This is a genomic window from Aliamphritea spongicola (assembly GCF_017051665.1).
Taxonomy (GTDB): domain Bacteria; phylum Pseudomonadota; class Gammaproteobacteria; order Pseudomonadales; family Balneatricaceae; genus Amphritea; species Amphritea spongicola.
Map to the genome: position 1 here is coordinate 222923 of NZ_JAFIDL010000005.1, position 18847 is coordinate 241769.

General features: G+C 52.1%; 19 protein-coding genes. 11 read left to right on the plus strand and 8 right to left on the minus strand.

Going from position 1 to position 18847, the window contains the following annotated elements; translation table 11 throughout:
- The first annotated feature begins 89 nt into the window (after positions 1-89).
- Positions 90-980: a LysR family transcriptional regulator gene (locus tag JYB63_RS15900; protein ID WP_205658883.1), complete on the plus strand. Its 891-nt coding sequence runs from the start codon at positions 90-92 to the stop codon at positions 978-980.
- A gap of 134 nt (positions 981-1114) precedes the next feature.
- A complete protein-coding gene (locus tag JYB63_RS15905; RefSeq protein ID WP_205658884.1) occupies positions 1115-1309 on the plus strand; it encodes a Lar family restriction alleviation protein in 195 nt (64 codons plus the stop codon).
- Between the two features lie 84 nt (positions 1310-1393).
- Here the strand turns inward: JYB63_RS15905 and JYB63_RS15910 are convergent, their stop codons facing one another.
- A complete protein-coding gene (locus JYB63_RS15910; protein WP_205658885.1) occupies positions 1394-2299 on the minus strand; it encodes a DMT family transporter in 906 nt (301 codons plus the stop codon).
- Positions 2300-2717: 418 nt separating this feature from the next.
- On the opposite strand from JYB63_RS15910, the gene JYB63_RS15915 reads away from it, so the two are divergent.
- The gene (locus JYB63_RS15915; RefSeq protein WP_205658886.1) at positions 2718-3575 is read left to right on the plus strand and encodes a LysR family transcriptional regulator; all 858 of its coding nucleotides are present in this window, start codon (positions 2718-2720) and stop codon (positions 3573-3575) included.
- A 43-nt stretch (positions 3576-3618) separates the two neighbouring features.
- Here JYB63_RS15915 and JYB63_RS15920 read toward each other — a convergent pair whose 3' ends face one another.
- On the minus strand, positions 3619-5238 hold the full coding sequence (locus JYB63_RS15920) for a BCCT family transporter (protein ID WP_205658887.1): 1620 nt from the start codon (positions 5236-5238) through the stop codon (positions 3619-3621).
- Between the two features lie 574 nt (positions 5239-5812).
- Between JYB63_RS15920 and JYB63_RS15925 the strand changes: the two genes are divergently transcribed.
- From JYB63_RS15925 to JYB63_RS15950, 6 genes are all read left to right on the plus strand, one after another.
- Positions 5813-6940: an aromatic ring-hydroxylating oxygenase subunit alpha gene (locus tag JYB63_RS15925; RefSeq protein ID WP_205658888.1), complete on the plus strand. Its 1128-nt coding sequence runs from the start codon at positions 5813-5815 to the stop codon at positions 6938-6940.
- 86 nt (positions 6941-7026) lie between these two features.
- Complete coding sequence (gloA, locus tag JYB63_RS15930) at positions 7027-7437, plus strand: lactoylglutathione lyase (RefSeq protein ID WP_205658889.1); 411 nt, start codon at positions 7027-7029, stop codon at positions 7435-7437.
- A gap of 71 nt (positions 7438-7508) precedes the next feature.
- Positions 7509-7895 (plus strand): EutQ-related cupin domain-containing protein, encoded by a 387-nt coding sequence (locus JYB63_RS15935; protein ID WP_205658890.1) that lies wholly within the window; start codon positions 7509-7511, stop codon positions 7893-7895.
- 155 nt (positions 7896-8050) lie between these two features.
- On the plus strand, positions 8051-9010 hold the full coding sequence (locus JYB63_RS15940) for a PDR/VanB family oxidoreductase (RefSeq protein ID WP_205658891.1): 960 nt from the start codon (positions 8051-8053) through the stop codon (positions 9008-9010).
- Between the two features lie 34 nt (positions 9011-9044).
- Entirely contained in the window at positions 9045-9815 is a 771-nt protein-coding gene (gene gloB, locus JYB63_RS15945; RefSeq protein ID WP_205658892.1) for a hydroxyacylglutathione hydrolase, read from the plus strand.
- A 14-nt stretch (positions 9816-9829) separates the two neighbouring features.
- The gene (locus tag JYB63_RS15950; RefSeq protein WP_205658893.1) at positions 9830-10816 is read left to right on the plus strand and encodes a GlxA family transcriptional regulator; all 987 of its coding nucleotides are present in this window, start codon (positions 9830-9832) and stop codon (positions 10814-10816) included.
- Here JYB63_RS15950 and JYB63_RS15955 read toward each other — a convergent pair.
- The 6 genes from JYB63_RS15955 to JYB63_RS15980 form a co-directional block, all read right to left on the minus strand.
- A complete protein-coding gene (locus tag JYB63_RS15955) occupies positions 10810-11340 on the minus strand; it encodes a hypothetical protein (protein WP_205658894.1) in 531 nt (176 codons plus the stop codon). The genes JYB63_RS15950 and JYB63_RS15955 overlap by 7 nt on opposite strands.
- A gap of 71 nt (positions 11341-11411) precedes the next feature.
- On the minus strand, positions 11412-12659 hold the full coding sequence (locus JYB63_RS15960; protein ID WP_205658895.1) for a trypsin-like peptidase domain-containing protein: 1248 nt from the start codon (positions 12657-12659) through the stop codon (positions 11412-11414).
- 73 nt (positions 12660-12732) lie between these two features.
- Positions 12733-13326: a hypothetical protein gene (locus JYB63_RS15965; protein ID WP_205658896.1), complete on the minus strand. Its 594-nt coding sequence runs from the start codon at positions 13324-13326 to the stop codon at positions 12733-12735.
- A 10-nt stretch (positions 13327-13336) separates the two neighbouring features.
- Positions 13337-14560: a S1 family peptidase gene (locus tag JYB63_RS15970; protein WP_205658897.1), complete on the minus strand. Its 1224-nt coding sequence runs from the start codon at positions 14558-14560 to the stop codon at positions 13337-13339.
- Between the two features lie 113 nt (positions 14561-14673).
- Positions 14674-15567 carry a DMT family transporter gene (locus tag JYB63_RS15975; protein ID WP_205658898.1) on the minus strand — a complete coding sequence of 298 codons (894 nt, stop codon included), beginning with the start codon at positions 15565-15567 and terminating at the stop codon, positions 14674-14676.
- A 291-nt stretch (positions 15568-15858) separates the two neighbouring features.
- Entirely contained in the window at positions 15859-16713 is an 855-nt protein-coding gene (locus JYB63_RS15980; RefSeq protein WP_205658899.1) for a LysR family transcriptional regulator, read from the minus strand.
- Between the two features lie 171 nt (positions 16714-16884).
- On the opposite strand from JYB63_RS15980, the gene JYB63_RS15985 reads away from it, so the two are divergent.
- Together JYB63_RS15985 and JYB63_RS15990 are read left to right on the plus strand one after the other, a co-directional pair.
- Positions 16885-18576, plus strand: a complete 1692-nt coding sequence (locus JYB63_RS15985; RefSeq protein WP_205658900.1) for a choline dehydrogenase — start codon at positions 16885-16887, stop codon at positions 18574-18576.
- Complete coding sequence (locus JYB63_RS15990; protein ID WP_205658901.1) at positions 18569-18844, plus strand: cupin domain-containing protein; 276 nt, start codon at positions 18569-18571, stop codon at positions 18842-18844. Before JYB63_RS15985 ends, JYB63_RS15990 begins: the two co-directional genes overlap by 8 nt.
- Positions 18845-18847 lie beyond the last annotated feature (3 nt).

The window sequence follows — 18847 nt, forward strand, 5'->3', positions numbered from 1 at the left end:
ACCCGCTAAAACGGCAATAATTGTTGCGTATATCGGGTGAATAATTCTGTTTTCCGGTATGTCTGAAACTTTTTCAGGGGAGTACAGAGATGGACCGGATAACTGCGGCAAAAGTATTTGTCACCATTGTTGAGCAGGGCACCATGGCGGCTGCCGGTGAGCGGCTGGATATGTCCCGGTCGATGATTACCCGATATTTGAGTGAGATGGAAAGCTGGTCGGGAAGCCGGCTGTTGCACCGTTCAACCCGCCGACTGAGCCTGACCTCAGCAGGGGAGGCTGCTTTGCAGCATTGCCGGCAATTGCTGAGCATTGCGGACTGTTTACCCACCCTGAGCGATTCTGACCTGAGTGGCCCTCGGGGGCTGGTGCGTATCAGTTGTTCCCAGTATCTCGCGCAGGACGTGCTGGCGCCGCTGATTAAGCAGTATCTGCAAGACTACCCGCAAACCTCGGTGGATTTTCATATCAGTGGTGAGGTGGTTGATCTGGTGGCAGAGCGGATTGATCTGGCAATCCGTATCAGCCAGGAGATTGATCCGAATCTGATTGCCCGGCCGCTGGGCATATGCCGTTCGGTGATTTGTGCCACCCCTGCCTATCTGAAGGCGCACGGCACGCCGGTTACCCTGCAGGATCTTAGTCAGCACAATTGCCTGACCTATTCATATTTTGGAAACAGTCTCTGGTCCTGCTCTCTTAATGGCGAGCCCTGTTCCGTGGCTGTACGGGGTAATTTCAGCGCCAATGATTCGATGGTGGTGCTGGGCGCTGCGCTGAATGATGTGGGCATTGCCCTGCAGCCCTCGCATGCGGTGACTGAACATATCCGCAGTGGCCGGCTGATTCAGCTGCTGCCGGAATACGAACCGCAAACCCTGAATATTTATGGCGTCTATCATTCCCGCAAGCACCAGCCTGCTGCGTTAAGGGTTATGCTCGACCGCCTGGTGGCGTATTTTGCTGAGCGGGATGACTGAAGGCGTCAGCGGTGTCTGAATCAGTCAAAAATGACGGCTGAACTGGTACCTGTTGCTGAGCTGACTGGTGCTGATAGCCGGGATTGCCGGGGATTAAGCTCATGATATTTAGCGGTTAAATCAGGAACCTGATCATGAGTACAGATGAAACCCTGGGGCAGAAGGTGCTGCCCTGTCCGTGTTGCGGCAGTGAAGTGACTTGCAGTGCCGGATTCCAGAACGGATACGGCACCTATTATTTTGTGAAATGTAGCTGTGGCCTGTCGATCAACGGCCAGTTTGAGGCGGATGTGCTTAAGCGTTGGAACCGTCGGGAAAGGGCTGACTGACAGCAGAAGGAAAGAAAAGAGCAGCTTTTGCTGCTCCTTATCGGGGCTGGCTTTTTAGACGGGCTTTTTAGACTGGCTTTGCCGTCAGGCGTTTTCGGCCTGAGTAGGAACAGTTTTACTGCGGCGGGACAACGGAAACTGTGACAGTAATACTCCGGCAAGCATCAGCGCACAGCCGGTAAACTGGCGGGTATCCAGGTGTTCATTCAGCCATAGCCAGCCACCAAGTGCTGCGAATACCGCTTCCAGGCTCATAATGATTGCCGCGTGGGAAGCCGGCGCCGAGCGCTGACCCACCACCTGTAACGTATGACCAATTCCAACCGTTAGAACGCCGGCAAACAGCAGCGGCTGCCAGGCCGCCAGCATATTGGTGCCGCTGAAGGTATCTGCTTCAAAGAAAGCAGCCAGCAGCGCGCACAGCAGGCCGCAAAAGATAAACTGCAGTAAAGATAACATCAGATTATTCAGCTGTTGCGCCAGCCGGGAGATGATCAGCACGTGTCCGGCCCAGAAGGCAGCCCCCAGTAACACCAGAGCATCCCCCGGGTTGATGGTGAAGTCTTCGCCTATGCTTAACAGGTACAGACCGGCGACGGCGACGGCAGCCCCCAGCCAGGTGTTGATGCCGGTTTTATGGGCCAGAACCAGGCCGAATACCGGTACAAAGACGATGTACATGCTGGTAATGAAGCCGGCGTTCCCGGCGGTGGTGTATTGCAGGCCTGCCTGTTGTAGCGAGGCCCCCATGAACAGAATAAAGCCGGCGGCAACACTGCCGGTCAGCATCGCTGGCCAGTTACTGACCGTCCCCCGTTGCCAGAGCAGGCAGACGGGGATCAGTACCAGCGCACCCAGTAAAAAGCGTCCGGCGTTAAAGCCAAACGGTCCCAGATAATCCAGCCCCATACTTTGTGCAACCAGGGAGAATCCCCACACGGCTGCCACCAGTAACAGGATCAGGTCGGCGGTATATTTATTGTTTTGCATGGCCTGTGCCTCTGAAAAAACGCACAAATTACCTGCAGATAGCGGTGCTGAAAAATCAAAGATCTCATGGGGTATTAGCTGGATTCACCGTCGCTAACGGGCCGGTGTTCAGGCTCAGCCCGGATGCTGCCTGTGTTGCGTAAAGAGTGAATGTTGCGGTTTGGAAATCGCTGCTGAGAATGCGTGCCGGATATGGATTGTGCTGCTAAAGGGCTTTCTTTATGATCCGGGAAGGACGTACAGGCAGTCGTATAAAACGTGCCTCTAATTATAAAAATAAACAGAAAATCTGTGCTGCTATCTGAAGATTCAGAGTTGGGATCATCATCCGGCCAAAAAGGATGATGCCCGGTTGCTGGCGTGCAGATTCCGGAGGGGCAACTAACACCCTCCGGCACAGTCTGAAGGGTGAGGAATCATGCTGCTACCGTTTAAGTCCCTGTTGGTTTTTGAAGCGGTGACCCGTAACAAAAGCTTTACTAAGGCTGCCGAAGAACTGAACGTGACTCAGTCGGCCATCAGTCACCAGATCCGTAATCTGGAAGAATACTTTAATACCAAGTTGCTGGACCGCTCCGGTGTGGGGATTGCCCTGACCGAGGAAGGAGAGATCCTGTATAAGGATTTGTCCGCCTCTATGGCACTGTTACGCCGCGGTGTGAGCAGCTTAAAGGCCAGTCTGGCGTTAACCCCTGTGGGCATTTCAGTACGCTCGCATTTTGCCCTGAAGTGGCTGTCATCGCGGCTGCGGGCGGCGGACTTCAGTTATGACTTCCGCTTTTTCCACAGCAATGAACCGGCGGATTTCTCCAATGCTGATATTCATGTATCCATCGAGTGGCTGCATCTGGCGGAAGTGCCGGCGAATGCCCGCATGATTGTGGCCGGTAACCTGACGCCTGCGTGCCATCCTTCTTTGCTGGAAGGCATCGATGACCCCACTGATCCGCAGTTGCTGCAGCGCTTTGCACTGTTGCATGAAACCGATGTCACCAGTTGGCAGGAGTGGTTACAGCTGGCCGGGGTGGATGGTCTGGTGCCGCTGCGCAATGAATATTACAGCGATACCAATGTCCGTCAGCAGGCGGCGATTGAGAAGCAGGGTTTTGCGCTGGTGTGCCCGGAGCTGATCCGGGATGACATTGCAGAAGGCAAACTGGTATGCCCGTTTGAGCAAAGCCTGGACAGTTATTCTTACTATCTGATCGTCCCGGAAGATCGCTTAAACATTGCCAAGGTCCGGGATTTTGTTCACTGGCTGAGCAATACCATGTAATAAAAAAGGGCTACTCAGTAGCCCTTTTTTCTTGCCTGACAGATCAGCCAGCCTGAGCCGGTTTCTTCAGGCTGAGGCTGTCCGGCTCAGAAGGTGCCGCCTGTTGGGAAGGCACATAGTCTGAATCGGTCAGCATGGAGCTGAGCAGGCCGATAATCATCATGATCATCACGATGGAGAACGGCAGGGCAGCAGCAATAGACGCTGCCTGCAGGGCTTTAAGCCCGCCGGCCAGCAAGAGTACCGCGGCTACAGCACCAACACCCAGACCCCAGATCACCCGGAATTTGTGCGGCGGGTTTTCACTGCCCATGGACAGCAGGGTGCAGATGACCAGTGTGCCGGAATCCGCAGAGGTGACGAACCAGGTCAGGATCATCAGGGTTGCCAGTGCCGCCATGGCCCAGGTCGCCCATTCGATGTTCAGTGCTTCCAGCGTGACATACAGTGCAGTGGTCAGGTTGTCGTTAACCGCCGCAACAATGCCGCCGTCGCCGTAAAGCTCCATATGCAGTGCTGTGCCGCCAAACAGTGACAGCCACAGGAAGCTCACCAGACACGGTACCAGAATGACCCCTAAGAGGAATTCACGGACAGTACGGCCACGGGAAATACGCGCAATGAACATGCCCACAAACGGTGCCCAGGAGATGTACCAGCCCCAGTAGAAGACGGTCCACCAACCCTGCCACTGGCTTTCTGGATTAGGATCAGTCCAGAAACCCATCGGAATCATGTTCCACAGGTAGTCACCAACGCTGGTGACATAGAAACCCAGCAGGAAGACGGTTGGTCCGGCAAACAGGAAGAACAGGAACAGAATGGCAGTCAGCTTAATATTCAGTTCGCTGAGAATCCGGATGCCCTTGGCAACGCCGGACACCGCGGAGAAGGTTGCAGCTACTGAAATAACCGCAATCAGAATAACCTGATTAATGACAGAAATTTCCATGCCAAACAGGTAGTTAAGGCCGGCGTTCATCTGAGAAACACCCAGGCCCAGAGACGTTGCTACACCGAAGATGGTGGCGAAGACGCCCAGCAGATCAACTGCGTGGCCTGTTGGTCCGTAGATTTTATCCCCAAGGATCGGGTAGAGCGCTGAGCGGATGGTCAGCGGCAGGCCTTTGCGGAAGGCAAAGTAGGCCATGGCTAAGCCGGCGACGGCGTAAATTGCCCAGCCGTGGAAGCCCCAGTGGAAAAAGGATATGCGCATGGCGATCTGAGCTGCTTCTGCGCTGCCGGCTTCAACACCGGCCATGGTCATGAAGGGGTTACCCTGAAAGTGGAAGATTGGTTCAGCAATGCTCCAGAACAGCATGGCAATACCCATGCCTGCGCCAAACAGCATGGCGAACCAGGAGAAGAAACTGAAAGCCGGGCGTTCATCGTCAGCACCCAGTCTTAAGCTGCCCATCTTGCCGGTGGTCAGCCAGATACTTAGGAAAAAGAACACGCTGATCAGACTGACGTAATACCAGTTGAGGGTGGTCTGAATCCAGTTTTTGATGTCGGCATAAACCCCACCGGCATAGTCAACATTCATGATGGTAAACACCAGAAATGCAACGACCATACCTTTTGCCAGAATCCCCATAGAAGGATTGATGCCGGAGAACAGCCCCGACTCGGCAATGCCTGTATTGTTGTTTTTGTTGTTCATAATCTCTCCCGGCGCGGGCGACTGGGTGGTAGTACCCTGAGGCCTGATGCCGCTCTTTTATTGTTGTAGTGAGATAAAGAGGATCATCCTGAAACACTGCTGTGCAGTGCTCAGTTGGTTCCGGTTTCGCCAGCTACGACTGACCAGAACTAACAACCTAACAAGGGCTGAAAGCCTCGCCCAATGCAAATTTCACACAGGGTATGAGGCTATCTAATAACACCCGGATAACGGCTTTTTTTGTCCGGAACAGACAAGTGTATCCGGCGTTACGGTCACCGGCATCAGCCCGGCATGGTTTTCTCTATTTATCTGAAATTAAAAGGTTTTTGTCCTGTGGTTGTCCTGCCCTGAACGCGGATTCCTGCCTGCTCATGAGTCAGGCTCATGACCTGTGTGGTATTTGAATTGGGCCTGTGTGTTACCTCCCTGATAGATTTTTATCCGCCAGCTAGGGCATTGCTGCAGCGTTGCAACTGTGCCTGACCAGACCTTATGACGCGTCTGCAGCCCGTTGCATCAGGCACACTGCAGCGCCCCGATATAACGACAATAATGTTCGGAGAAAACAATCATGTCCCTGATTGCAACTGATCTGGCCAGCGCCAGCCTGGAAGCCTTCAATGAGCCGGGTGAAGTAAAACGCGGTCTGCCACCGGAAGCCTATACCGGTGAAGCCTTTTGGGCGGAAGAAAAAGCCCGTCTGTTTCCAAATAACTGGGTGTTAGTGGGCTTTGCCCATGAAATGGCCAATGCCGGCGACGCGATGCCGGTGAATGTGGGCGACAGCCCGGTGCTGCTGGTCCGTAACCGCGATAATCAGATTAATGCTTTCCATAACGTCTGCCGTCACCGCTGCCTGAAGCTGGTGGATGAGCCTATGAACGTTGGCCGCATGCTGAAGTGCCCGTACCACGCCTGGGCTTACGGTCTGGACGGTGAGCTGCGTACCACCCCTTATTTTGGCGGTGACGATCCTAAGTCTGTACCTGAAGGTTTCGATGCCAAAGAACATGGCCTGACACCGGTGCGCTGCGAGGTTTGGTACGACTGGATCTTCGTCAATATCAGCGGTGATGCCCAGCCGTTTGAAGACTTTATTGCCCCGGTGAAGAACCGTTTACAGGGCATGGATTTTGATCAGGCCAAACTGGTTGGCGTGATTGATCTGGGGGTTGTGGATACCAACTGGAAGTTCCTGATGGAGAACTTCATTGAGCCTTACCACGTGCAGTTTGTGCACGCGTCTACCACTGATCAGCCATTGGTTGACCACTACATTGTGGATGACGGTCACTGCCAGGGCAGTGCTGTTGATCTGGATGACAGCGATGAAGGGGGCGATGGCAGCGGCAATACTCTGGCGGTGAGTTCCCGTTACCTGACCCTGTTCCCTAACTTTGTCTTTGGCCGTTATTTCCCGGATCAGATGGGGGTTCACCTGAATGTACCGCTGGGGCCGGATAAAACCCTGCAGCGCCGGGCGATTTATATGACCGACGGCACCGAGCTGGATGCCGAAGCGGCTGAGAAACTTAAGAAACTGTGGGTGGATGTACACATTGAAGACCACGAAATGTGCATCCGCTTACAGGAAGGCCGTAAGTCTCAGGTTGCCCAGACCGGCGGTGTTCTTTCTCCTCACTGGGAGCGCAGTGTGCGTAACTTCCAGGAGCAGGTTGTCAGCGCGTTAAGCGAATAATTATTACCGGGCCGGAGGCCATTATCTCCGGCCATTTTATCTGCACAGGCAGGATGGCTGCCTGTGGTTTTTGAGTGGGGTGAATGATGTCTCAAGCCAATAAATTCCGTTTAGATCACACCATGATCCGGGTGCGTGATCTGGAAAAATCTCTTGATTTCTATTGCCGGATTCTCGGCATGGAAGTACTGCGTAATACCGACTATCCGGCCGGCCGTTTTACCAATGTATTCGTGGGTTTCGGCCCTGAAAACGTAACGACCACACTGGAACTGACCTACAACTGGGATCAGGAAACCGATTACGACAAAGGCAATGCCTATGGCCACCTGGCGTTTAACGTCGATTCTGTGGTGGATGCCATGGCGTATCTGGAATCTGAAGGGGTAACCATCCGCAGCCCGGCCAAGCCGATGAATCACGGCACCCGCATGCTGGGCTTCGTGGAAGATCCGAACGGTTACGTCATCGAGCTGAACGAGCCGGTAAACCGCTGAGTTCAGACGTCTTAATACAGTTAAGTACCACAACTGAATCCAACCAATAAATCCAAAAAAGGATAACTGTTATGCCTACACCAACGTTATTTAAGTTTTCAGATATCGAACACCGTCTGGTCGAGCTGGAGCCGGGTGGCACCTATATCAAACCCTGGGTGAATACCAAGGTCAGCGAAAGCATGGCCGGTGGTGTTAACTTCCTGAACAACGTGTCTGTGCCATGGAATCTGGAAGTTGATGAAATCATCTTTGTGAAGGAAGGTAACTTCCGTCTGATCGCCGACGGCGAACCGTACCAGTGTGCGCCAGGTGACGTGCTGTACATGCCAAAAGGTATGGATGTTAAGTACGAATGCGACGAGAAATGTGTGATCTTCTACGCAGTGTATCCGGTGGACTGGAAGCAGCAGCTGGGTATTACTGAAGTACCGGGTATCGACCCGGAAGATATGTAAGCACCTGCCGGTCAGGCTGCGGGCGGGTAATACCGCACCGGCCTGAACGGTTACGGGGAGCACCGGCTGTGCTCCCCGTCCTTAATTTCATCAAAAAGAATATATGTCAGCTGGTGGCACACATGCTACGGATACCGGCTGCCCGGAGGTGAAGAATGTCTTCTCAGCCAATCACAACCCGTATCACGGCGGTAGAGGATGTCGCTGGTCAGATCCGCGCCTATACCCTTGAGGCCATCGATGGCACTGAACTGCCGGCTTTCACCGCCGGTGCCCATATCGATGTTTTACTGGGCAATGACCTGATCCGTCAGTATTCCCTGTGCAGTGATCCTGCAGAGCGCCATTACTACCGTATTGCTGTGCTGCACGAGCCGGATGGCCGGGGCGGTTCGGACTATATGCACCGGCAACTGCAAGCCGGGGATGAACTTAAAATCCATGGGCCGCGTAACCATTTCGAGCTGGACATGAGCGGCGATAATTATCTGCTGATTGCCGGCGGGATCGGTATTACTCCCATCATGCTAATGGCGCTGCAGCTGCAGGCCGCCGGCAAACCTTTTACTTTGCATTACCTGTGCAGAACCCCTGAACAGGCAGCGTTTCGTCACTGGCTGGAAGAGACGTTTGGCAGTGCTGTGGAATTTCATTACAGCTACGGCGATGCGGCGAAACGGTTGGATTTAAGCGCGTTGTTTAGCCTGCAGAACCAGCCTACCCGCGTGTATACCTGCGGTTCAGAAGGGCTGTTGCAGGCCATTTTGGATGCTGCAGCCCCCTTGCCGGACATCGAGGTGAGTTTTGAACGTTTCAGTGCGGCGCCGGTGGCGGAAGATGCGGTCAGCGAAGCATTTGAGATTGAGATCGCCAGCAGCGGTGAAATGCTGCAGGTAGGTGAATCCCAGACAATTCTTGAAGTGTTACAGGCGGCCGGTCATGAGATTGAGACCATGTGCAAGGAAGGCCTGTGCGGCAGTTGCGAAGTGGATTTGCTGGAAGGGGAAGCGGACCACCGTGACAGTGTGCTTAACGATGCGGAAAAAGCCGAGCAAAACGTGCTGATGGTGTGCTGCTCCCGGGCACGGACACCCCGCCTGAAATTAGATCTGTAACACCATAATAAAAATTACATGACGGACCCTGACTATGCTGAATGCCGAAATTGTGCAGTTACCCTGCCTGCAGGATAACTATTGCTGCCTGATACATGATGCTGAAAATAATATTACCGCGGTGATCGATACCCCGGATGCCCAGGTGATTGAAGCGGAACTGGAAACGCGTGGCTGGCAGCTGGACTACATTCTGACCACCCATCATCACTGGGATCATATTGATGGCCACGACGCCCTTAAGCAGCGCTATAAGTGTGAGGTTATCGGCCCTGTTTTGAATCAGGATGTGATTCCCGGTATTGACCAGTCTGTAGATGATGGTGATGTGCTGCAGCTGGGCCGAATCAGTGTGCAGGTGCTTGCCACGCCGGGACACACGCTGGGACATGTTTGTTACTGGTCCCCTGAACTGCAGGCGGTGTTTGTCGGCGATACCCTGTTCTCCATGGGCTGTGGCCGCCTGTTTGAAGGCACCGCTGAACAGATGTGGCAAAGCATCCGGCGTTTACGTGAGCTGCCGGATGAAACCGCGGTTTATTGCGGTCACGAATATACCCTGAGTAATGCCCGGTTTGCAGCGGCGCTGGAGCCGGATAATCAGCTATTGCAGGCGCGTTGTCAGACGGTTGAGCAATTGCGCGAACAGGGTTTACCGACCTTACCCTCCAGTGTTTTGCAGGAACGCCAGACCAACCCTTTCATGCGGGCTGATATACCCGGTTTGCAGGCTCAGCTGGATATGCCGGGTAAACCGCCTGCTGAGGTATTTGCTGAGATTCGCCAGCGTAAAGACCAGGCCTGAACGGGGATGTTCTTATGTTGCGTCCTGAACCCGATGGCCGTTACCGGCTGACCTTTCTGCTTTTACCCGGTTATTCCATGGCGTCGCTGCAGGCGGCGATTGATCCGTTACGGCTGGCAAACCGGGTACTGGGCCGGGAGTGTTATCAGTGGCATCTGCTGGGTAATTCTGCCGCGCCGGTATCCGCCAGTAATGGTTTAATTCTGCCGAGCGCAGACTATCAGTATGAAGTACCGGCCAATCTTTTTGTGATCGCCGGTCAGCAACTGTGGCAGGAAAATTACCCGTTACTCTGCTGGTGGTTACAGACGCTGTACCGACAACAAACGGTATTTGCCGGTATCGGCGGCGGCAGCCATTTACTGGCGCAGGCCAGGCTACTTAACCGCGGAACGGTGTGTATGCAGGGGCCGGCAGCACAGCAATTCTCCCGTTTGTATCCGCATATCCAGATTTCAGACAAGCCGTATATTCTGACAGACGGAAATACCGACTGTATCAGTTGTGCCGGTGGTATCGCCCCGGGACAACTGATGCTGAACTTTGTGGATCAGCAATTTAACAGCACAGTAGCGGCTGCTGTTGCTGAAGCGATGATGCTGCCCGGACATTGGGAACTGAACAGGGGAGACGGGGTGAGTGACACAGGGGATCTGCGTTTGCAGCGGGCGGTGAATATGATGAACAAACATCTGGAACATCCCCTGAGCAGCAGCGAACTGGCAGACCGGGTACATGTATCGGTCCGCCATCTGGAAAGACTGTTCAAATCACATTTCGAAATGACCCCCAGTGCCTACTATATGAAAATGCGCCTGCAGGCTGCCCGCCGGCTGTTATATCAGTCCGGCGGCGATATTGCTGTGATTGCCAGCCGCTGTGGCTTTAAGTCCGGTGCGCACTTTTCCCGTACCTACAGCCGTCATTACGGCATCGGTCCCAGCCGTGACCGGCAGCGAAAGTGGCGTCAGACAGAGCGGCCAGCCGGCAGTGCTTACTGAGTGTCAGACGGGGCATACAGATAGTATTCCTCGAACAGCTCTGCCAACTCTTCGTTAGCAGCGATTTCGTGGAGAAGTGAGTTAACACTTTGTTCAAGAAATAGCGATTTCTCAGGTTTTTGTATCTGGTCAGCTTTCGTTGCCCATATATTTTTTATCTCTAACGACGTCATCTGATATTCATAGCGGGTAAACAGCTCTCCGTTCACAAATATAAGATAGGTAACCTGGTGTATATCGTTAGAGGCCAGGGGGAAGATGCCGAGAGTTGCTGCAGATAGTGTCAGGCTTGATAGCAAGGTTAAATCTGATTTTACGCGAGTACCTTCTATGGCCACGATTGCGATTGGGGAAGCGTTTTCCTGTTCGGTGAATGCTTTAAATGCCTGGTGGTATCGTAGCCGTTTCTTTAGTGGATACGTTGTTATATTCGTTTGGAAATATACCGGCGGAAATAATCGTCCCTGATGCTGATAAGGCGTTGATGTCTGGCCAGCAAACGCGAAGCTGTGCAGTGTTACCAAGATGAACAACACCAGCCAACTGTAGGTTACATGCTTTGGGCAATGGTTCATTTTCCTGTCAGGGATTGTCTTCATTTATAACAAAATACACGGGCAGTATAATTAATCGCTTCTTGCGAGGCTGTCGCAAAATCTGCAGGCTGTTTCTCTGCTGAATACAGTACATTGTTGCGGTCCAGAAATTGACTGATCATTTTGCTGCTCAATCCTATATTCACACTTGGTTTACCGGCTACTTTGGTTGTTTGTAAACTGCCTTCACTGACTGATCGGATAACCATCCCCGCCAGCTTTCCGTCAAAAGTGACGATAGGTCCTCCACTGGTTCCTGATCCGGCTTTAGCCAGATATTCAAGTTTGCCGATAGAGTCAGCTGTATCACTTTGTGAATAAATTTTACTTTTTTTAATCTTTGCATCAGGCATAAATGCATTAATAACAGGGTAGCTGGCAGTAAATATTTCTTGCTCGGGAGCAGTGATTATTTCCGGGTTGAGTCTGGCAAAACTGACAGGATTACGCTGGTTATCTTCAGTTAATTCCAGAAGTGCGATGTTCAGAATACGGCTCTGTGCTCTGATGTTCGTGTTATAAACCTGATCTTTATCTTTAATCTTGGTTAGCAGACAGCTGTTAACTAGATGTGAAGCAGTAATCAGCTGGCCGGACTGGTTAATAAAAAAGCCTGTGCCAATGCTGGATGGCTTAGTGTCTCCCAGAAAACGCTGCACATCATTCTGAGTAAACGTTTTTGCTGCCGGGGCGTTGGTCAGTGATTCAAGTTGTTGAGCGCCCAAATGATTCAGTGACTGAATGACTGATTCTTTTACAGCTTTTGCATAAGCAAATTTGAATGCAGCATCATAATCTCCTGATAGTCCCCCTGAAGTAGAGGATTCTTCCACCTGAGTTTTAAATATTTCATTGCCTTCACGGTCAGAGACTGTCGTGCGAAGTGTTACCGATGTTATACCAAATAAACGCTCAAACTCTGGTTTAGCCGAAAAAGAAAAAATGAGTTTAGGTTTGTTGCCAAGTTTTAATGGTTCGGCGTCAGAAAACATACCCTGAAAGGTCAGGTCTAATGCACTTTTGAACTGTTCACCGGTGTTGAATACCCATCTTCTCGGTGTGTATTCGTATTCAAATGTATGTGTCAGTTCACGATGTTTTGCATAATAAGCAACGGGTAGATTGGCAGGGATTTTAATATCCGGGTTAAGTTTGCTACTTGTTTTGACATCCTGAAAATTATTTATCGGAACAGTGTTACATCCGGCAAGAAACAGCACTGTTAGGATACTTAAAAAAATGCGCACAGAAGCCTCACAGGGATAAAGTGTTGGGGGATCTTCAGTTAAAAATGCCTGAACTTTTCAGGCATTAAATAGCTTATTCAGATACAGATTTGTTTTCTGGAGCATACAGGTAATATTCCTCGAACAGCTCTGCCAACTCTTCGTTAGCAGCGATTTCGTGGAGGAACTGAGTGACTGTCGATTCTGCAAATACCTGTTCAGCAGGCTTCAGCTCGTCACTGTCTCTGGGTGGGCCAGCCCAAATATTCTCAACGTCGGCTGAGGTCATGGAGTAAATGTACTTATCCACCAGTTCTCCGCCAGCGTACACAAAGTAACCTACCTTGTATTCTTTGTTAGAGACGATCGGGATAATGCCAAGTGTGCTGGCCGATAACATCAGGCTGGAGAAGCCTGTGGCGTCCTGTTTCATGCGTAACCCACTCCAGGCAATAACGGCCAGTGGGGCGCCGATGGCATCTTCATCCAGTTCAGCGAATGCCTGATGCTCTTCGAGCGTCTGTTTAATATCAGCACCTTTTATATTGGTAATAAAATATACCGGAGGATATTTTTTACCCTGATGCTGGTAGGGCTGAACCTGCTGAGGATCGTTTTCTGCCTGTACGCCAGAAACTGTGAACAGGGCAATGAGCAGGGGAATAAATCGTAATACTGAGCGTTTCATCGTAGCGTCCTTACTTATAGCAGATAACCTGAACGGTATAGTTCACTGCGTCCTGAGTGGCTGCGGAAAAATCCTTGGCGGGTTTACCGGACGAATAATGTATCCGGTTGTTATCCAGAAATTTCCGTACATAGCGGTTAGCCACGCCGAAGTTGATATTCTGCGCCGTTGTGCCGGTGGTGGCCAAAATATAATTTTGATTCAGTGTGCTGGTAACCACGCCTGAGACTTCACCTGTATGGGTAATAATCGGTCCGCCACTGCTGCCCGGCTGGATCGGTGCTGAATACTGGAAGTTAGAAAATGCACCTTTCACACCGCCCATAGAGCTGACGTTACCCAGAGTAAGGTTTGCCTGACTGGTGAGGATATCCGACAGGGGATAGCTGGTTGTGAAAATACTTTCCCCCAGTTTTACGGCGCCTGTTTCGCTAATCTTTGCGTAGGCGGAAACAGGAGAAGCCTGAAGCACAGCTAGATCCAGAATCTTGCTTTGGGCGACCAGTTCAGTATCAAAGGTCTGATCGTTTAAACGAACCTGAGTCAGCAGGCAGCTCTGAACCACATGGGATGCGGTGAGAATCTGGCCTTCCTTGTTGATATAAAAACCGCTGCCGGTACCGACAGGCTTAATTTCTTTAAGCAAGGCTTTGATATTGTCAGAATTCAGCTTAATCGGCGCGGGTTGTGTTTCCAGAGCCGCCAGTTTTTCGGCACCCATATGGTTCAGAAAACGGTAGCTGGCTTCCTTGAGTGCAGTTGCATAGGCATTCATATAGCCTGCACCGCTGTCATTACCGGCTGAAGCACTGCCCTTGGTCTGGGTTTTGAATACTTCATTGCCGTCACGGTCGATTACCCGGGTGTTCAGGCTGATCTTATAAGCTCCCCAGACAGTGTCATAGTCCTGCTTACTTTCAAAGGTAAACAGGTATTGCGGTGAGCTGCCCAGTTGCAGGGATTCTGCATTTTTAAAGATACCCGGAATGACCAGATCCAGAGCTTCCTGAAAACGGATGCCGGTATTGAATTCCCACTGATAATAGCCCCGGGATCCCCGGTACATGCGGTTCAGTTCGTCTGCGCTGGCGTAATAGGCGACAGGGATCTGAGTGGGTAACTGAATTTTTGAGCTGACCTGAGTTTCGGTCTTGATTTCCTGCACATTTTTAACAGGAGCGACTTCGCAGCCGGCGAGTATAACTGTCGCTGCGAGGATGAGGAGATAGCGCATGATATTCCTTTTTAGATTGCGAATGTTCCATTGGCAAAAGACTATCTCCGAAATCGGCATACCCGGTCAAGTGGCACGTGAGTTTCAGTTTCAGATTGGGCAGAGTATATGCTTCAGGTCACTTCAGCAGCCCGTTTTCGGCCGGTCATCAGAATCATCAGGGCGGCCACAAATATCACAACAGCACCGATAATTTCCCGGCTGCTGGCCTGTTCGTTGAGCAGTAACCAGGCCAGTAGCATGGTGGTGCCGATTTCGGTCATTGCCAGTACCGAGGTGTCTGTCGAGCGGGCAATCAGGCGGATGCCTTTCAGGAACAGGGTCAGTGACAGCAGGGTGCTGATGAAGACCAGCCCGAGCACTGCCCCATAGCCTTGCATACTGTCAGGGAAAACCGCCTGACCGGCCATTGAGGGGATAGCAAAGCAGATGAATGCCCCGCTGCTGACCCAGGTAATACTGCTCAGCGTATCCTGATGGGCCAGAAAATGGTTGTTGAGCATGATGTAGATGCCATAGATTGCACCGGCAGATAAGCCCAGTAATATGCCGGTTACGGGCAGTTCGCCATTTAGATCAACGCTGATATAGACGCCACCAATGGCCAGTAATACGGCGGTGAGTTTCAGCAGCGACATCGCTTCCAGTCGCAGGATCACTGAGAAGATAAAAATATACAGTGGGAACAGATAGAACAGCAGCGTAGCCAGGCCAATGGAAAGTCGCTCCAGCGACATGAAATAACACATGGCACCTATCCCGACCAGCATACCGACCGCGAGTATTTTAATGACATTCATCCGTGTCAGTTCAGTTGCCAGGCGGCGCTTGCGTTGGCGGAATACGTAAAGGTGCAGCAGGCAGGCTGCCAGCAGGAAACGTAACAGCATCAGGGCGATGGCGTTGGCACCGTCTTCATAGGCAACTTTCGCAAAGATCGGTTGAAAGGCGTAGCAAAGGCCGGCGGCCAGTATCAGTAAAGCACCTTTTAAGTAGCTCTGGTTCATGATCGTCCCTGCTCCTGAATAACGGTTGGCGGGTCTGAAAACCTGTCACGTTAGTGGCTGTTGTATATGCAGCCAAATGCAAATAACTCATTCCTCATGAGCTGAGGTAATGGCTTGTGTTAACAGTGTTTTCTGAAGGTTTACCGGGTCTTGCCTGATGGGATGAGCATCCCATGAGAATTTGCATTCTAGCTGCTTTTGCGGGGATGTCAGATGGAAAATACGGATGGCTGTGATTGGCTTTTCCGATGTCTGATTTAAGCGGAAAAACCGTTGTAAATTTCCGGCTTTTTACACGTCAGACAGCAGTTCGCGGATATTCTCAGCGAAGCATTTTACGGCGGTGTCCGGCTCTGATTTTCCGTGCCGCAGCTCAATAACAATGGCATCCAGTTTAGGCAGGGCGTATTCGTCCTGGCTAATGATTCGCCAGTTTGGCTGAATTAGCGCTGGCGCGGTGGCGGCAATGGCCAGGCCGCTGTCGACGGCAATTTTAACGCCGGTCACGCCGGTGCATTCGAAGGCGATGTAATAGTCCTGCCGGCTGCTGCTCAGTGCATCCAGAATGTTTTTACGAAAGCCGCAGCCGTGGGGGTAGAGTGCCAGCGGCAGCGGGCCCTCCGGGATGACGAAGTGTTGATCGGCCACCCAGACCAGTGGGTCGCGGCGCAGCATCTTACCGCCGGCGTCGGTTTCCCGCTGAGTGACCAGCGCCAGATCCAGATCACCGTTTTCCAGGCCTTTGAACAGGTTGTGGCTGATATCGTTGCGGATCTCCAGACGGATCCCCGGATAGCGGCTGGCAAATGCCTGTACTGCTTCTTTGAGGATCAGGCTGGCGTAATCATCTGGAATGCCGAACCTGACGGTGCCGCGTACTTCTTCAGGGTTCAGGGCGTTAATGGCTTCGTCGCTGAGGCTGAGCAGCCGTCGGGCGTACTGCAGCAAAACCTCGCCGTCTTTTGTCAGCACTGCCTGGTGATAACCCCGTTCAATAAGCTTACAGCCGGTAAGTTCTTCAAGTTTTTTCAGCTGAATACTGATCGCCGCCTGGGTTTTGTTTACCCGCTGGGAAGCCAGGGTCAGGCTGTGACATTCCGCAATGGCTTTAAATGTCATGAGCAGATTCAGGTCGAGATGGCGCATAGGTTTTCTGAGAGTTATCGGTTGTGAATATTTTATAAATTATATTTAAGTAATACTTATTTCAATTTAAATATATTTATGCGGGGCCGGGCTTTATAGTGATTTGTAACTGAGTTAACGGACCTCAAGCGCTGCGCTAAAGGCTTCTGGCCGGATAATGAGATGAAGAGTATGCAAACACGTTATGACTATATTGTTGCCGGCGCAGGCTCTGCTGGCTGCGTAGTAGCACGCCGACTGGCGGATGCTGGCCATCAGGTATTGCTGCTGGAAGTAGGAAGCTCGGATAAGTCCTGGATTTTGCAAATGCCTGCAGGCCTGCGGTCAGCATTCAAACCCACCTCTAAATATAACTGGTGGTTTCATACTGAGCCGCAAAAGCATCTTAACAACCGGGAAATTCAGCAGCCCCGTGGCCGGGTGTTGGGGGGCTCTTCGTCGATTAACGGTATGACCTGGTTGCGGGGGCATCCGCTGGATTATGACCGCTGGCAAGAGGAAGGCGCCGAAGGTTGGGACTGGGCCAGTTGCCTGCCGTATTTTAAGAAAATAGAAAGCAGTACTGTGGACAGCATTTACCGTGGTACTGCCGGCCCGGTCGGGGTGCAGCGTCAGGAACAGCTCAGCCCGCTGAATGCGGCGTTTCTGGAGGCCGGTCAGGAAGCGGGCTGGCCGCTGACGGAGGATGTGAACGGCTATCAGCAGGAAGGGGTTTCCCGCTTTGAAATGAGTGTGAAGAAAGGCGTGCGCAACAGCACGGCTTTTGCGTATCTGCATAATATGCCGGCCCGGGATAATCTCACGGTCTGGACCGGTTGTCAGATACTGAAGGTAAATCTTCAGGGAACTGCGGTGACCGGTTGTCAGGTGAAGTATAAGCAGCAGGTACTGGATGTTTCAGCGGATCAGGAAACCCTGTTGTGTGCCGGTGTGTTTGGTTCACCACAGTTGCTGATGCTCTCCGGTATTGGCCCGGCGGCTCATCTTAAAGAGCATGATATCGACTGTCAGGCAGACCTGCCGGGGGTGGGTGAAAATCTGCAGGATCACCTCGAGTGCCATATTCAGATTGAAACTAAACAGCCTGTTTCTCTGAACCGGGAGTTACAGCCCCACCGGATGTTATGGGCGGGTATTCAGTGGTTTGGCGCAAAAGCAGGCGTTGCTTCAGTGAATCAGTGCCACGTAGGCGCGTTTCTGAACAGTTCTCCGGAGACGGTTCATCCGGATATACAATTTCATTTCTTCCCGGTGTTTTTTGATAAAGACTGGATTCCGGTGCCGACTACCTACGGTTACCGGATCGGTGTCGGGCCGATGCGGCCAACCAGTCGGGGCAATGTCCGTTTACGCAGTAATAAAGCAACGGATCCGTTACGGATTGATCCGAACTATATGGCCACTGATGAAGACTGGCGGGTGATGCGTGAAGCCATGAGTCTGGGATTGGAAGCCGCCCGGCAGCCGGCATTTAAACCGTATCATTACCGTGAGGATACCCCGGGAATTCATATCCGCGAAGGCAAGGCCATGGATGAGTTTATCCGGGAAGATGCCGCCAGTGCTTATCATCCGTGCGGTACCTGCAAGATCGGTACGCAAGAAGATGCCATGGCGGTGGTCGACAGCCAGTTGCGGGTACGTGGGGTACAGAACCTGCGGGTGATTGATGCCTCTGTGATGCCATCCCTGCCCAGTGCCAATATCAACGCTGCCACCATCATGCTGGCAGAAAAAGCCTGCGACCTGTTGCTGGATAAACCGGCGTTAACAGAGCAGGCACCGGCGTATTTCAGCCGTCCGGCGTATACCGGGCAATTATCAGATCAACCTGCAGTGAACGGAGAAGCACCGAATGTCTGAGAAAATGATAGAAATCCATACCGTCAGCGCTGAAGAGCAGGCTGCCTGCCAGAGCTGGGAGCTGTGGGAAAGCGGAGAGATCAGTGAATTTGCCTATGATTACGATCAGGATGTGCAGTTCATTGTGCAGCAGGGGGGGGCGGTTATTCACACGCAGTTTGGCGATAAGGTTGCCATTGCCCCAGGTAACCGCGTGGTGATCCGCGCCGGGGTATCCGGCCGCTGGGATATTACTGCGCCGGTGGTTAACCGGTATGAATATCTTTAGGCG

What these genes read in the sequence shown, in the direction of transcription:
- JYB63_RS15990 (WP_205658901.1), top strand. Translation starts at nt 18,569, where the DNA reads ATGTCTGAGAAAATGATAGAAATCCATACCGTCAGCGCTGAAGAGCAG.
- JYB63_RS15910 (WP_205658885.1), bottom strand. Translation starts at nt 2,299, where the DNA reads ATGCAAAACAATAAATATACCGCCGACCTGATCCTGTTACTGGTGGCA.
- JYB63_RS15980 (WP_205658899.1), bottom strand. Translation starts at nt 16,713, where the DNA reads ATGCGCCATCTCGACCTGAATCTGCTCATGACATTTAAAGCCATTGCG.
- JYB63_RS15915 (WP_205658886.1), top strand. Translation starts at nt 2,718, where the DNA reads ATGCTGCTACCGTTTAAGTCCCTGTTGGTTTTTGAAGCGGTGACCCGT.
- JYB63_RS15950 (WP_205658893.1), top strand. Translation starts at nt 9,830, where the DNA reads ATGTTGCGTCCTGAACCCGATGGCCGTTACCGGCTGACCTTTCTGCTT.
- JYB63_RS15975 (WP_205658898.1), bottom strand. Translation starts at nt 15,567, where the DNA reads ATGAACCAGAGCTACTTAAAAGGTGCTTTACTGATACTGGCCGCCGGC.
- JYB63_RS15925 (WP_205658888.1), top strand. Translation starts at nt 5,813, where the DNA reads ATGTCCCTGATTGCAACTGATCTGGCCAGCGCCAGCCTGGAAGCCTTC.
- JYB63_RS15935 (WP_205658890.1), top strand. Translation starts at nt 7,509, where the DNA reads ATGCCTACACCAACGTTATTTAAGTTTTCAGATATCGAACACCGTCTG.
- JYB63_RS15905 (WP_205658884.1), top strand. Translation starts at nt 1,115, where the DNA reads ATGAGTACAGATGAAACCCTGGGGCAGAAGGTGCTGCCCTGTCCGTGT.
- JYB63_RS15965 (WP_205658896.1), bottom strand. Translation starts at nt 13,326, where the DNA reads ATGAAACGCTCAGTATTACGATTTATTCCCCTGCTCATTGCCCTGTTC.
- JYB63_RS15900 (WP_205658883.1), top strand. Translation starts at nt 90, where the DNA reads ATGGACCGGATAACTGCGGCAAAAGTATTTGTCACCATTGTTGAGCAG.
- JYB63_RS15920 (WP_205658887.1), bottom strand. Translation starts at nt 5,238, where the DNA reads ATGAACAACAAAAACAACAATACAGGCATTGCCGAGTCGGGGCTGTTC.
- gloA (WP_205658889.1), top strand. Translation starts at nt 7,027, where the DNA reads ATGTCTCAAGCCAATAAATTCCGTTTAGATCACACCATGATCCGGGTG.
- JYB63_RS15940 (WP_205658891.1), top strand. Translation starts at nt 8,051, where the DNA reads ATGTCTTCTCAGCCAATCACAACCCGTATCACGGCGGTAGAGGATGTC.
- JYB63_RS15985 (WP_205658900.1), top strand. Translation starts at nt 16,885, where the DNA reads ATGCAAACACGTTATGACTATATTGTTGCCGGCGCAGGCTCTGCTGGC.
- gloB (WP_205658892.1), top strand. Translation starts at nt 9,045, where the DNA reads ATGCTGAATGCCGAAATTGTGCAGTTACCCTGCCTGCAGGATAACTAT.
- JYB63_RS15970 (WP_205658897.1), bottom strand. Translation starts at nt 14,560, where the DNA reads ATGCGCTATCTCCTCATCCTCGCAGCGACAGTTATACTCGCCGGCTGC.